17 protein-coding genes and 1 pseudogene are annotated in these 13571 nt (G+C 63.3%); 7 read left to right on the top strand and 11 right to left on the bottom strand.

Annotated elements, in window-relative coordinates; all coding sequences use genetic code 11:
- Positions 1-11: 11 nt before the first annotated feature.
- From BLW21_RS19700 to BLW21_RS19675, 6 genes are all read left to right on the top strand, one after another.
- The gene (locus BLW21_RS19700) at positions 12-347 is read left to right on the top strand and encodes a hypothetical protein (RefSeq protein WP_092743625.1); all 336 of its coding nucleotides are present in this window, start codon (positions 12-14) and stop codon (positions 345-347) included.
- 56 nt (positions 348-403) lie between these two features.
- Positions 404-826 carry a hypothetical protein gene (locus BLW21_RS19695; RefSeq protein WP_092743623.1) on the top strand — a complete coding sequence of 141 codons (423 nt, stop codon included), beginning with the start codon at positions 404-406 and terminating at the stop codon, positions 824-826.
- A gap of 223 nt (positions 827-1049) precedes the next feature.
- Positions 1050-1703: a hypothetical protein gene (locus BLW21_RS19690; protein ID WP_092743621.1), complete on the top strand. Its 654-nt coding sequence runs from the start codon at positions 1050-1052 to the stop codon at positions 1701-1703.
- A gap of 167 nt (positions 1704-1870) precedes the next feature.
- Positions 1871-2158, top strand: a complete 288-nt coding sequence (locus BLW21_RS19685; RefSeq protein WP_092743619.1) for a hypothetical protein — start codon at positions 1871-1873, stop codon at positions 2156-2158.
- 44 nt (positions 2159-2202) lie between these two features.
- Positions 2203-2934, top strand: coding sequence for a hypothetical protein (locus tag BLW21_RS19680; protein WP_139255339.1), 732 nt, complete (start codon positions 2203-2205; stop codon positions 2932-2934).
- A gap of 277 nt (positions 2935-3211) precedes the next feature.
- A complete protein-coding gene (locus BLW21_RS19675; protein WP_092743615.1) occupies positions 3212-3529 on the top strand; it encodes a hypothetical protein in 318 nt (105 codons plus the stop codon).
- A 32-nt stretch (positions 3530-3561) separates the two neighbouring features.
- Here BLW21_RS19675 and BLW21_RS22015 read toward each other — a convergent pair whose 3' ends face one another.
- Positions 3562-3690, bottom strand: coding sequence for a hypothetical protein (locus BLW21_RS22015; protein WP_262490461.1), 129 nt, complete (start codon positions 3688-3690; stop codon positions 3562-3564).
- Between the two features lie 23 nt (positions 3691-3713).
- Positions 3714-4478 (bottom strand): annotated as a pseudogene (locus BLW21_RS19670) (IS5 family transposase); the annotation flags it as partial.
- Between BLW21_RS19670 and BLW21_RS19660 the strand changes: the two are divergent.
- On the top strand, positions 4470-4733 hold the full coding sequence (locus BLW21_RS19660; protein WP_092743611.1) for a hypothetical protein: 264 nt from the start codon (positions 4470-4472) through the stop codon (positions 4731-4733). The pseudogene BLW21_RS19670 and the gene BLW21_RS19660 sit on opposite strands and share 9 nt — an antisense overlap.
- A 485-nt stretch (positions 4734-5218) precedes the next feature.
- On the opposite strand, the gene BLW21_RS19655 is transcribed toward BLW21_RS19660, so the two are convergent.
- From BLW21_RS19655 to BLW21_RS19615, 9 genes are all read right to left on the bottom strand, one after another.
- A complete protein-coding gene (locus BLW21_RS19655) occupies positions 5219-5587 on the bottom strand; it encodes a DUF3703 domain-containing protein (protein ID WP_073112506.1) in 369 nt (122 codons plus the stop codon).
- Positions 5588-5772: 185 nt separating this feature from the next.
- Entirely contained in the window at positions 5773-6039 is a 267-nt protein-coding gene (locus BLW21_RS19650; protein WP_073112507.1) for a hypothetical protein, read from the bottom strand.
- A 12-nt stretch (positions 6040-6051) separates the two neighbouring features.
- Positions 6052-6789 carry a DUF305 domain-containing protein gene (locus BLW21_RS19645; protein WP_092743610.1) on the bottom strand — a complete coding sequence of 246 codons (738 nt, stop codon included), beginning with the start codon at positions 6787-6789 and terminating at the stop codon, positions 6052-6054.
- Positions 6790-6800: 11 nt separating this feature from the next.
- Entirely contained in the window at positions 6801-8222 is a 1422-nt protein-coding gene (gene lpdA / locus BLW21_RS19640) for a dihydrolipoyl dehydrogenase (protein WP_092743609.1), read from the bottom strand.
- Positions 8223-8263: 41 nt separating this feature from the next.
- Positions 8264-9160, bottom strand: a complete 897-nt coding sequence (locus BLW21_RS19635) for a cation diffusion facilitator family transporter (RefSeq protein ID WP_073112513.1) — start codon at positions 9158-9160, stop codon at positions 8264-8266.
- On the bottom strand, positions 9157-11346 hold the full coding sequence (locus tag BLW21_RS19630; RefSeq protein ID WP_092743607.1) for a heavy metal translocating P-type ATPase: 2190 nt from the start codon (positions 11344-11346) through the stop codon (positions 9157-9159). The genes BLW21_RS19635 and BLW21_RS19630 overlap by 4 nt, the downstream gene beginning before the upstream one ends.
- Positions 11347-11394: 48 nt before the next feature.
- On the bottom strand, positions 11395-12009 hold the full coding sequence (locus BLW21_RS19625; protein WP_073112515.1) for a hypothetical protein: 615 nt from the start codon (positions 12007-12009) through the stop codon (positions 11395-11397).
- A gap of 5 nt (positions 12010-12014) precedes the next feature.
- Positions 12015-12344, bottom strand: a complete 330-nt coding sequence (locus tag BLW21_RS19620; protein ID WP_092743606.1) for a YnfA family protein — start codon at positions 12342-12344, stop codon at positions 12015-12017.
- A gap of 43 nt (positions 12345-12387) precedes the next feature.
- Positions 12388-13569: an efflux RND transporter periplasmic adaptor subunit gene (locus BLW21_RS19615; protein ID WP_092743604.1), complete on the bottom strand. Its 1182-nt coding sequence runs from the start codon at positions 13567-13569 to the stop codon at positions 12388-12390.
- Positions 13570-13571 lie beyond the last annotated feature (2 nt).

Here is a 13571-nt window from a genome sequence, read left to right as displayed (position 1 = left end):
GCTACCTACCCATGCCAGAATATAAGGATTTAGCCGTAGGCGAGGCCGTGTATTACCCCTTTGAGAAGGCGGTAGGGCTGATTTATGAAACCTATACGTTCGTTGACGGACCCGACCACCGGCCCGGCGTTTCGCTGCTGCTGAGCGACGGGCGCAACGTGGGCGGCTTCAATGCCGAGGAGGCTGACCTATACTTGGTGCCGCTGGGTGATACGGGCCTGCGCTACGAATTTGCTGACGTCGGCCAACTGGCCAGCGACTACCGGCGCGGCGTGTTTGCCGAGGCCTTCCACAACGCCCACGTCCTGCACCTCTCGCGCACGTTGGCCAGCGCCCCGCAGCGCTAGGCCGCCGGCCGGGCCTGACCAGCCCGGCCGCTTCTTCATCCCTAACCAGTACCCCGATGAGCCAAGCCGAGAAATTCGCCCCCATCGCCCTTACCTACGCTGCGCAGCAGGCATATTTAGCCATTGAGCAGCAACCCCGCAATAAGGCGGAAAAGCAACTGCTGGAGCAGGCGCGCCGCTATGTGCAGGCCCACAGCCACCAGGATGATTTGCGCGACCTGGCCGGCGCAATCCGGGAACTGATGGGTGACGCTTACCAGGTAGGGTGCGGCAGTTGCCACATCTGGATTAAGCGTACCCCGGCCGACGCCGGGCAGCTTAGCCCAGAGCGGCTGGCCGTCGTCGCTGACCGGCTGACCACGGCCTACCGGGATTGGTTCGAGCCCAGGTTGCCCAGCGGCCCCCGCCGCAGCATCCGCACCGAGCAGGGCTTGCCCGTTGCCGGGGTTGCAATCACTACCAGCACCCCTACGCGATGACTAAGCGCGTGACGTGCATACTACACGAGTAGCCCCGCCGCCATCAAGCCACCGAGCGCAGCAGCCTTCCCGGTTGTTGCGCTCTTTTTTTGCCCATTCCAGCGGGGGCAGTGGGGGAAAACGAAGTATAAAATACGCCATTAAAAATGTATAAAATGCATCTATTTTGGTACGTTTTGCGTTTAATAAGTAAGTAGGAAACGCACCTAAACCCCTTTCTGATATGGAAATTACCCCCGTTCCCCAGCCCGCCGCGCAGCCTATCGTTCTGGTTGGCCCGCACCTTTTCAATCTGTCCAATGTGCAGATGTTCTACGGCGGTGCCGGTGCCGACCTGGCCGTGGCCGCATGGTGGAAGAAGCTCCCCGCTACCGTGTTTCTGCAAGTCACCCAGCGCGGCGATTCTTTGTTGGCAACGACGGTCGGCGTCACCGCCCGCGGGCAGGTGGTGACGACGCCGGCCTACTACTTAGGCCCGTTCCGCATCGAGGGCACCGAACGCGTATTTTCTACCGTCCGGGAGCTAGGCGAGTACCTGTTGGCCCAGCGTACCGCAATGGTGCCGGCCGAGGGCACCGCCACGGTGCTGGGTTTGGATGGGAGCCTGACCGAGATACGCCCGACCAAGGGCAAAACCTTCAAATTCGACCAGCTACGGCCCCTCATCGGTGCTGATACGCTGGACATTCACTATTTCCAGCACGGCCCGCTTGCCGGCTATATTCTGGTAATCGACGACAACGGCAAATACAGCGGGGCCGCGCTCAATATGCTGGCTACGGCCGCTTGGTTCGATACCTATCCGCCCGAGCAGTACAGCCCGATTGGTGTAGTAGTCGGCACCGTTGTTCTAATGAAGTCCGAGCAGCTGCGCTAGTTACTTCCGGTAAGAAAGCCGCCCCCGACCGGGCGGCTTTTTTCGTGCCCGTTCCGCAGAAACCTGCTGATAAAAAACGCATAAATAAATGTACAAAATGCATCTATTTAAGTATGATTTACGTTTAACAAGTATAGCAAAGCTGCTCACCCTTTAGCCCTCTTTCTATGCTGACCGCCCCCACTCCCGCCCCCGTTGCCACGCTTTCCAATGCTGGCCTGATGCTGATGGTACAGTCAGCCCGCAGCAACCTACGGCGCGTGCTGAACCACCCGGCTTTCACGCCGGAGCGCCGCCAGAAGGCCGAGGACCTGATTAGCAAATCCACTGACGCGGCCCAACTGATGAAGTGGAAGGCCCTAGCCATTGCCGAGAGCGAGAAATGGGAAGACGCTCAGCTTGAAAAAGAAGCCCGTGAGTTAGGCCCAGCCGCTCACCCCAACTACCTCTATTAGTCCCTACCCAAGTCCTTACTCCGATGAAAAAGACCAGCCCAGAAATGCCTGCTTCCAACCAGCCAGTTTACCATTTCCAGCACCGCGAGGACGGTAGCCTTATTGTAGTCCGGGGCGAGTTGTCCGATTTCTACGGCTTCTATGATATAGAAGAGTTTGCCGGCACCGACCAACAGGATGCCGCGCAGCGGGCCGATGTCGGCAACTGGAAAGACCTTGCTGACTTCTTATACTTGGAAGTGCCCGCCGAAGGGGCACCGCGGATTCTTGAACTCGTCGCCGGCACCGTAGACCAAGTACAGGACGTGACTGCCCAGCACCCCGGCCCGTTTCGCATTCCGGGGCGGGTGCCCTTCACGGCCACTGACCAGGCCGACGAGTACGCGACGCTGAGCGACTTGGCTGCCGAAATGAAGCCCCAGCCCGCGCAGTACCGGGGGCGCATCGTGGCGCAGGGCGGGCTACTCCGGTGGTTTGCGTTTGAGGAGGAGATGGGCGGCAGCGGGGAATGCCCGTGGGAGCAGGTGGAGTTGAGCTTGGGCACCTACCCGCACGATTCGTACGCCTACCATTCCGGCAAGCGGGCCACCCCGGAGCAGAGCCAGGGCTACGGCACTGTGACCCTGTGGCAGCAGCCAGACGGGGCGCAGCGCTACTACGTCGAAACTGCGCCCGCCGACGGCCACGCCTTTCCATATATCGGGGCGCACACGCCAGCGGAGGTGCGTAGCTGGTATGATTTCCGGTTTACGCCCTACGCCCCGCCAACGGTCTAATTAAACTGGCCCATCCCCCGCACAGACCGGGAGTTGGGCCAGTTCTTTCTTCCCCACTGCCCCTATTTTGTTAGCTAAGGAATGGTGGCGCGATTACTTATTTATACAATGCCGGCCGGAAACAGACTGCAGTTGAGGTCTGACAACACCGAGTGTGGTAATTTATTAGGGCAACTGCGCCAGCGGGCCATATTTTGCCGTATTCCCCAATGAGGAATTTACCAGTGCATCAAGCAAAGAGGTAACTTTCCGGCTGGTATTACCCTTCATCCTCCTTATGGCATCGACTTCCGCGCCCGCGCCCATTTCCTTCAAGGTCACGTTAGACAACACCGACCTGACCATCAAGGCTTCGACACTGGCGGAGCTGCTGGACGGAACCCGGATGCTGAAAAAGGATATTGTCGCCCTGTGGAACATCAACCCGCGTACGTACGATAAGCGCCACGACCAGCCGGGCGGCATGACCCAGGACGAGCTACACAAGCTTGCTGCGGCCCTGAAAGTGCCGTATCTGGACATTGCTAAACTGGTGTACCAAGAGTGCGCGGCCGACCCCAACGCTCGTAAAACGCCACTCAACAAAGCCGAGTAACCTCTTGTGCTGCGATGAACATTGACGACCTGCTAGTTCCACGTCACCCCCTCCCGCGCCTGCACGAGCAGCAGGTACAGGCGTTGCAGCAGTTGCCGGAAACGGAACGCGCCGAGCAGGCGCAGCTGCTGCGCGTGGGCAATGCGGCGTACCGATACCACCAACTAGAACGTGTGGACACCTGTCATTTTAGCCAGCACATAATGCAAGCGAGTTCAACCACGGCCCTGTACGAGGCGGCAGTCTTGTCATAGCGGGTGGCGACAGCTCGATTCTGCTTGATTTTGAGAAAGAAGCGTTCCACTTTGTTGCGGTCCCGGTACAGGTTCTCGTCGATTTCACGCGCCTGGCAGCGGCTCTTTTTGGCCGGCACCACCGCCTCGGCCCCGGCCTGGGCGATGCGGGCCAGCACGGCGTTCGTGTCGTAGCCCTTGTCGCCGACCACCGCCTGAATCTGCGCCGGCAGGGCCTCGGCTATCCGGTCAAAATGCTGACAATCGGATTCTTGCCCGCCCGACACGTGCACGTGAACGGGGTTGCCCAGCGCATCTACTGCCGCGTGCACCTTCGTCGTCAGCCCGCTACGGCTGCGGCCAAGGGCCTCGGCTTTAGCGCTGCTTTTTTTTGCCCGGCCGCTTGGGGATGGGCTTTGACGGCGGTCGAGTCGACCAGCACCCACTCCCAATCCGGCTCCTGGATGGCACGAAATAGGTGGTGCCAGACTTTCTTGCGTGCCCAGCGAGCAAAGCGGCGGGCCACCGAATTCCAATGGCCGAAGCGCTCGGGCAGGTCGCGCCAGGGAATACCCGTGCGAATCCGCCAAAGCACAGCGCTGATAAATAGACGATTGGCGGCGGTAGCCCCGCCTTGCTTGCGGCAGTGTGCATCCAATAACGGCCCTAAAACAGCCCACTCCCGGGTGGTTAACTCGTGACGACGCATGAAACAAAATTACCACAGGTGTCCACACGTTCTAGCGGATGGCCATCTCACAGAAGATGATTTTCACCACTGGCTGACTGGGCTACCGCCCCGGATGCGCCAGGCGATGACCGCCGCCGGCTTCGCGGCCGCAAACAGCAGTTGGGCTTTTCGACGCCATGCGCTGGAACGCCGTGACCTCGGATACACGGCTTTTATGCAGCAGCAGCTTTCGGCCGAGGACTGGGATTTTCTGCAGCAGCAAGACGTTGAGCCCGCTTAGGCGCTGTTCTAGCGCTGGAGTAATAAATTCGCGCTAATCTCCAACAGAGGCGGTTTTTATGTTACCCGAAGGGTAAACTCACTTATTTCTTGTAAAGTGAAAATACCTCTTATTTTAGGGTCTTGAAAGCATGGTTAAACCCTAACCCCACTCGTTGTCATGGCTATCAAACCCGGACCAAAACCGAACAAACAAGATGGTACACCCGATGAAAGAAGGCGGGTTACTCCAGAAAATCAACCGAAGCACCCCGATTTAAAGCCTCACAAGCACAAGAAAGGCGCTTGATAGAATCACATCAGCAATCGAGTTGAAGCCGTGTCGTTGGAATTCCGACGGCCGGTCTTCTCCGCCCGCAACGCAAGAACCCTCGCATCAACTCTCAATAGGTTGGTGCGAGGGTTCTTAGCATTTGGCACTTCCGCCAGGGGCCGCATTTATCGGATAGCGCTCAATACTTAGATAGCGCCCATTTGGCGTGAAGGTCAGGAAGTAGCGCTCCGGGCGAGAATGGCCTGTAAATCGGCTGGGATGGGCATGGACTGCTCCGCCGGCACGTTGGCCCCGCCGGTGTTGCCGGTGGGGATGCGGCCGAAAAGCGAGAGCGGAAAGCCGCCGATGAGGCGCACGAGCTGGCCCAGGATTTCGCGCCCGTCGCGGGTGCGCAGGCCGTGGCGCAGCATCAGCAGGTGCGTGTGGGTGTGCGGCAGCGCCCAGCGCTGGCCCAGAACGTGGGCGCGTTCGAGGTGGACGAAGGCCGCAGCCATGTTGTGGCGGCCAGCAGCGGCGCGGGCAGCCTGCAGCTCAGCGCGGTAGTACGGGCGTAGGTGGGAAGGGAGACGGAAGTTGAGCATAGGGTCGGTGGCTCAGCCGGGTGGTGCCCGCTCAATTAACGCAACGCCGGCAGAGGCTACAACTGCGTGCTGATGACCAGCATTCCAGCGAGTACATACAGGAAGAAGCGTTGCAGCTTATGGACGGGTTTATGGTGTTCACACATGCGCCTGTAACAGCGGCTGCCTGGCTGCTGGTTCAGAATTTACTGGACTGTCGTGCCAACTATGTGGCTGCGGGCTTCCTGCTCCCCCTGCTGGCTTTCGTGCTGCACGTAATATTCCAGTTGGGTACCGGGGGCGAATGCATCCTGGTCGTGGTAGGGCGAACGGGCGTTGACGGCCACCCGCTGCCAAGGCCCGGCCTCTCCGCCCACGCGGCGGAAAACGTGGGCCACTTCCAGCATTTCTTTGGAAAAGGCCAAGTGCCGGCCGGTGGGTGTCAGCGTGAGGTCAATTTTTGCGGTGTGCATAGCGAATGAAACTTAGGGGGTAAGGGTGGGATGCGTTTGCAGCCAGCGCTGAAACTGCTTGATTTCCGGCTGTTGGTCGCGTACGATGCGCCGGGCGGCCTCCCGCAGCTCGGCGTTGCGGCCAAACGCCAGCTCCGCCTGGGCCAGGGCCACGCCGCTGCGGTGGTGCAGCGCCATAAGCGTGGCAAAGTCGGCATCCGGGCTGCCGGGTAGCACCGGCAGCTGACGCAGGGGAGCCAGTGCCGCCGCGATGCGCCGTACGAAGGGGTCTTTGCGGTTGCCCGGTCGGTACTCCTGCCCGGCGGGCGGTTCGCGCTTCAAAGCCAGAGCGAGTACATGGGTATCCTTTTCGTGGCTTTTGAGCACCTGCTGAGCCATTGCGCGCAAGGTCGAGTCTTTGCCCCGCGAGAGTTGCACGGCGGCCAGGCGCTGGGCCCCGGCGTGGTGCACGGCCATGAGGGCGGCAAAGTCCTCGTCCCAGCAGCCAAGTCGGCGCACCGCATCCAACTCGCGTACCATGAGCTGCAGGGAGTCGACCAGATTCAGGGGGGCAGCCGCCGTGGCTGGAGCCGGAGCGGGCTTGGCCGGACCATGGATTTCGGCTTCGTGCGCCGCCGAATCGTCGGGCTCGGAAGTACAGCCGCTCACGGCCAGGGCCATGAGCAGGGCCGCCAGTAGCCGCGCCCCGCCGAAACGGAAGCAACGGCCGTGAGCGGCAGCCAAGAGCGAGCAACGCAGGATATGGAGCATCAGCAGCAGAGTTACATATTCAGGGCCCCCAGGCCCGAGGCGTTGAGGCAGGCTTCCTTAAAGGCTTCGGCGTAGGTAGGGTGGGCGTGCGACATCAGGGCCACGTCTTCGGCCGCCCCGCGAAAGCTCATCACGGCCACCGCTTCGGCCACGATGTCGGCAATGCGCGCTCCTATCATGTGGACGCCCAGGATTTCGTCGGTGTCGGCGGCGGTGAGCACTTTTACCAGCCCTTCGGTATCGGCCCCGGCCAGGGCCCGGCCGGAGGCGCTGAACGGAAACGAGCCCGACTTATAGGCCAGGCCCTGCTCCTTCAACTGCTCTTCGGTGTAGCCCACGCCGGCCACTTCGGGCCAGGTGTACACCACGTTGGGAATGAGCAGGTAGTTGACGTGGGGCTTCTGGCCCGCAATCCGCTCGGCCACGAATACGCCCTCATCGGAGGCCTTGTGCGCCAGCATGGCCCCGCGCACCACGTCGCCCAGCGCCCAGATGCCGGGCACGTTGGTTTGCAGCTCGTCGTTGACTTTCACCCGGCCTTTCTCGTCTACCTCCACCCCGGCCGCGGCCAGGTTCAGGCCGTCGGTGTAGGGCCGGCGGCCCACCGATACCAGGCAGTAGTCGCCTTCCAGCTGCAGGTCGGCCCCGCCGGCCGCCGGAGTGGCCGTCAGCTTCACCGTCTCCCCTTCCCGTGTTACGGCCGTGACCTTGTGGGAGAGGTAAAATTCCAGGCCCTGCTTTTTGAGGGAGCGCAGCAGCTCCTTGCCCAGGGTGCGGTCCATGCTCGGAATAATGGCGTCGGTATATTCCACGACCGATACTTTGCTACCCAGCCGGGCGTACACTGACCCCAGCTCCAGGCCGATAACGCCGCCGCCCACGATAATCAGGTGCTTGGGCAGCTCGCGTAGCGCCAGGGCCTCCGTGCTGGTGATGACGCGCTCCTTATCCAGGGTGATGAAAGGCAAGGTGCTGGGCTTGGAGCCGGTGGCGATGATGATGTTCTTAGCCGTGAGCCGCTGCTCTTCCCCACTGCCCCCGTCCGTTGGCACGACGCGCACGGTGGTGGCATCCACGAACGAGGCCACGCCATGGAGGATGTCCACCTTGTTTTTCTTCATCAGGTACACTACCCCGTCGCACACCTTGCTTACCACCTTATCCTTGCGCTCCATCATGCGCGGCAGGTCGGCGCGCAGGTTGTCGGCGGCAATGCCGTGCTCGGCAAACTGCGCCGTGGCTTTGTGGTAGAGTTCGGTGGATTCGAGTACCGCCTTGCTGGGGATGCAGCCCACGTTGAGGCAGGTGCCGCCCAGGGTGGGATATTTTTCGATGATGGCCGTTTTCAGGCCCAGCTGGCCGCAGCGCACGGCCGCGATGTAGCCGCCGGGGCCGGAGCCGATGATGAGAACGTCGTAGGAAGAAGCAGACATGAGCCGGAGCAGGTTAAGGTGAAAAAGTAGCCAGACAGTTCTTACAGGTGCGTTTCATGCCGGGCGAAGTCGCCGCGCTCCACCTGAATGGTGGCGTGCTGTACGGCGTGCTTGCCCGTCACGTAGGCATGGGCGCGGGCCAGCACGTCGTCGTGCTGGGCACCTTCGGCCAGCACGACGTGGACGCTCAGGGCGTTGACCCCGGAGGTGAGCACCCAGGCGTGCAGGTCGTGCACGGCCGCCACGCCCGGCTCGGCCAGCAGGCCCTGGCGCAGGGCTTCCAGGTTCACATCGGCCGGGGTGCCTTCCAGCAGCACGGCCACCGACTCTTTGAGCAGGGCCCAGGTGCGGGGCAGAATGAACAGGCCGATGCCGGCCGAGAGCAGCGGGTCGGCGTAGTACCATTTGGTGGTGAGCATGATAGCGCCCGCGATTATCACGCCCACGGACGTAAGCAGGTCGCTGAGCACCTCGAAGTAGGCGCCCTTCATATTTAGGCTCTCGCCCGAGCTTTTGCGCAGCAGGTACACGCCGTAGAGGTTGACCAGCATGCCCACGCCGGCCACCCACATCATGGTGGTGCTTTCCACCTTGGGTGGGTTCAGGAAGCGGAAATAGGCCTCGTAGAGGATGTAGAGTGAAATCAGAATCAGCACCACCGCGTTGGTGAGGGCAGCCAGAATCTCGAAGCGGTAGTAGCCGTAGGTGCGCTCGGGCGTGGCCGGCTTCTCGCCGAAACGAATGGCCAGCAGGGCCAGGCCCACCCCGGCCACGTCGGTGAGCATATGGCCCGCGTCGGCCAGCAGGGCCAGGCTGCCGGTCCACCAGCCGCCGATGACTTCCGCCACCAGGTAGGCCAGCGTCGTGAAGAAGACGATGGTCAGGGCGCGCTTGTTGCGCGAGGCGGCGCTGCCGCTCATGCCGTGGGACCCGCTCATGACTGGGTTGCTTTGGTAGGTGAAACGGTAGGGCCAGCCGGCGCCGGGCCGCCCGTGCCCGGCGTGGCGTAGTCCATGCGCTGAATGCGCACCGCATTGAGGATAGCCAGCAGGGCCACGCCCACGTCGGCAAACACGGCTTCCCACATCGTAGCCAGGCCGCCGGCCCCGAGCACAAGCACGATGCCCTTCACGATAAAGGCCAGCCAGATATTCTGCCACACCACCGAATGGGTGGCGCGGGCAATGCGCCGGGCGGTGGCAATCTTACTGGGGTGGTCGGTCTGAATCACCACGTCGGCGGTTTCAATGGTGGCGTCCGAGCCCAGGCCACCCATGGCAATGCCCACGTCGGCCAGGGCCACCACGGGCGCATCGTTCACGCCGTCGCCCACGAAGGCCAGCTTGCGGCCCGCGTCCTTGTACTCCTGCACGTAGCGGGCCTTGTCTTCGGGCAGCAGCCCGCCGTGGGCCTCGTCAATGCCCAGCTCCTTGGCCACGCGCTGGGTGATGCTGTCCTTGTCGCCGGAGAGCATCACGATTTTGGTGATGCCGTCGGCCCGCAGCTCCTGCACCGTTTGCAAAGCGTCGGCTTTGGGCGCGTCGGCCACGGTCAGGTAGCCGGCGTATTTCCCATCAATGGCGGCCACCACAATGCTGTCAAACACCTGGTCCACTTCGGCCGGGTAGGCTACGTTAAATTTGGTGAGCAGCTTGGTATTGCCGGCCAGTACGTCGCGGCCCTCCACCCGGCCCCGCAGGCCGTGGCCGCTGATTTCCTCCACGTTTTCCACGGGCACGCCCGCCGCCGCCGCGCCGACGTGCAGCACCACGGCTTTGGCAATGGGATGGGTGGATTTGACTTCCAGCGCGCCCACCAGGCGCAGCATCTGGGCAGCGTCCATGCCGGCGGCGGGCTGCACCTGCTGCACGGCGAACACCCCCTGGGTGAGCGTACCGGTCTTGTCCATCACGACCGTATCCAGCTCGCGCATCACGTCCAGGAAGTTCGAGCCCTTAAAGAGGATGCCCGCTTTCGAGGCCGCGCCGATGCCCCCGAAGTAGCCCAGCGGAATGCTGATGACCAAGGCGCAGGGGCAGGAAATCACCAGGAACACCAGGGCCCGGTAGAGCCAGGTGCGGAACACGTAGTCATCGACCACGAAGTAGGGCACCAGCACCAGCAGCACGGCCAGCAGCACCACGATGGGCGTGTAGACCTTGGCGAACTTGGTAATGAACTGCTGGGTTTTGGCTTTGCGGCCCACCGCGTCCTGCACCATGGCCAGAATCTTGGCCAGCTTGGTGTCCTGGTAGGTGGCCGTGACCAGCACCTGCACTAGGCTTTCCTGGTTTATCATGCCGGCCAGCACTACCTCACCCGTCTGCTTGGTCTGTGGAGCCGACTCGCCGGTGAGGGCGGCCGTGTTGAACGAAGCCGGACCTTTCGCCAGCGTGCCGTCGAGGGCCACTTTCTCGCCCGGCCGCACCTCAATCACGTCGCCCAGCTGCACGGCTTTGGGGTCGAGCACCAGCGACTGGCCGTCCCGCAGCACGGTGACTTCGGTCGCCTGAATTTCGAGCAGGGCCCGGATGCTGCGCTTGGCCCGGTTCACGGCCGCGTCCTGAAACAGCTCGCCCACGGTGTAGAACAGCATCACGGCTACGCCTTCCGGGTACTCGCCGATGGCAAAGGCCCCGAGCGTGGCGATGCTCATGAGCAGAAACTCGTTGAAGATGTTGCCGCTGGGAATGCTGAGCACGGCCGAGCGAATGACTTTCCACCCGACCAGCAGGAAGGCCACGCCGTACCAGGCCAGGCGCACGTAGCCGGTGAAAAAGCCTACTTTATAGTAATCCAGCGCGATGCCGCCCAGCAGCAGCGCCAGGCTCACGCCGGGCCAGAGGTAAGGGTTCGCGCCCACGGGGCCATGGTCGTGGTCGTCGCCGCTGGCGTGGTCGTGGCCGGCATGCTCGTCGGCGGCCTTGCCCGCCAGGTCCACCACGCGCTTGCCGGCGGGATGGTCGTGGCCGGCGTGGTCATGGCCGGGCACGTCGTGGCCTTCGGGCGCGGCGGCGGCTTCGGGCGTGAGCTGGTCGCGGCTGAGCGCGCCCACGTTTTCGAGCTTGGCCTGCTTGGCCGTGTTCAGCTCTTCGTTGGTATTAGGGGAAGTAGGGTCGGGCATAGGAAAAGGGAATGTCAGGGTAAGTAATACAGGGACGGCCAGTCGGGGCTACCAGTCCACGAAAAAGCCGGCCACGCCCACCAGCACGAGTACTGCGCCGGTCAGCTGGCGCTCGTGCCGGGCCAGCCCGTCGAGGTTCAGGCGCCGCAGACTGCGGTGGGCCAGCGCTACCAGCACGCACATGGCCGATACGGAGGCCAGCAGGTACACGCTCATGAGCAGGGCCAGCGCGGCCGGGCCGTGGGTACCGGCGGCCAGAAAAAACGTCTGGATTTCCAGGCAGGGAGCCAGAAACATGGTGGCCGCCAGCCCCAGCACCACGCGGCGGCGCGGCGGGCGTTGGCGGAGTGGCCGGGGGTCGGGGTGGGTGTGGCCGGGGCCGGAAAAGGCGTAGAGCAGTCCGATGACGATAAGCAGCAGCGGGGCCACCCAGCCGGCAAACTGCGCGAAGCGGGCCGAGAGCCGCCAGCCCAGCAGGCCCAGGGCCAAGCCGATGCCTACCGTGCTCAGGACGTGGGCCAGCCCGGCCACCAGCGTCACGCCCACCGCCCGCCGCAGGGGCCAGCCTTCGGCCCGCGCCACGGCCAGCACCGGGGCCCAGTGGTTGGGAATGGCGGCGTGCAGCAAGCTGAGCACCAAAGCACCGGTGAGGAGTTCCAGCATACGAGTTACGAACGGGGCCAGAACAGGATAACGGCCAGGCCCAGCAGCACGACGGTCCCGCCCAGCACATCGAACCGGTCGGGCCGGAAGCCATCGAAGTACCAGGCCCAGGCAATGGACATGACGACGAAAACGCCGCCGTACACGGCGTAGGTTTTGCCGAAGGAAGTGGACTGCCAGGTGGCAACCCACCCGTACACGACCAGCAGCACGGCCCCCAACAGCCCCATCCAGGCCGGGCGGTCAGCCTTGAGCCACTGCCACATCAGGTAGCCGCCCCCGATTTCACAAAGGCCGGCGAGAAAGAAGAGGAATAAGGGCTGTAGGTAGCTCATCGGTTGGGGTAAGGGGCTGTGAACGGCGTTTGCCGGCCGGGGGCTATTCCTCCTCCTCGGCGTTTTTCATCTTGGCCAGCAGCGAATACGCTCCCTCCGTGACGAAGGTGCTGGTAGCGGCCACTTCCTTGGGCAGGGTGATTTCGGTGAAATTGTCCTCGCTGCGGCCCAGCGTGACGGGTACCATCCGATAGCGGCCGGGCGAATCCACGGCAAAGGCGAAGTTCTTGCCCTCGAAGCGCACCAGGGCCGCGTCAGGTAGCGTGGGGGCCTGGGTGCGGCCGGTTTCAATCATGGCCCGCACGTAGAGGCCAGGCAGCAGCGCGGGGTCGTTTTCCTGGTCGAGGTGGCCGTGCACGCGCACGGTGCGGTCTTCGCCAATGGCTTTGCCGACGAGGTACACCCGGGCCGTGCGCTCCCGGCGGGAGCCGGTGGAGTCGCTGGCCAGGGTGAAGCGAATCAGCTGGCCCTTCTGCACGCGGGCCACGTCGCGCTCAAATACGGTCAGCTCGACGTGCAGGTGCTCGGGGTCCACGATTTCAAACAGCGCGTCGGTGGCCGTCACGGCCTGGCCCACCGTCACGTTCACGGCCCGCACGAAGCCGGCCCGCGGGGCGCGGAGGCTGGCCGTGGTGACGATTCGCCCACCTACGGGCAAGCCCGCCAGCCGCAGCCGGGCGGCTTGGGCGTTGGTTTGCACCTGCAGGGCCCGGTAGTCGGCCTGGGCGCGCTGGTAGTTTTTCTGGGGCGCAACCTCCTGCTCGTACAGCTCCTTCTGGCGGGCCAGCTCGGTGCGGGCGTATTCCAGGCGGGCGCGGGTTTCGAGGTAGTCCTGCTGCAGCGTCACGAACTCCGGGTTGCGGATAGTGGCCAGCACTTCGCCCTTGCGCACGCGGGCCCCCTGCAGCAGCTCGGTGTTCTCCACGAAGCCCCCCAGCGGGGCCGTGATATTGACGGCGCTTTCCGGCGGCACGTCCAGCGTGCCCGTCACGGCCAGGCCCGCGCCCATCGGGCGGTCGGCCAGGCGGGCGGTTTTCAGACCGGCGGCCTGCTGCTCCGCCGGGGAGAGGGTCACCACGTCGGAGGCTTCTTCGCCTGCCGCTTCACCGCCGGCTTCTCTGCCTTCGGGCGCGGTGGCTTCCGCGTCCGCGCTTTCTTTCTTATCGGCACCGCAGCCGGCCAGGGTCAGGCCAAGCAGCAGTACCAGGGATGCAATCTTATTCATGG

The sequence above is a fragment of the Hymenobacter psychrophilus genome, assembly GCF_900107135.1.
GTDB classification, from domain to species: domain Bacteria; phylum Bacteroidota; class Bacteroidia; order Cytophagales; family Hymenobacteraceae; genus Hymenobacter; species Hymenobacter psychrophilus.
This window is presented reverse-complemented; position numbering and strand designations above follow the sequence as displayed.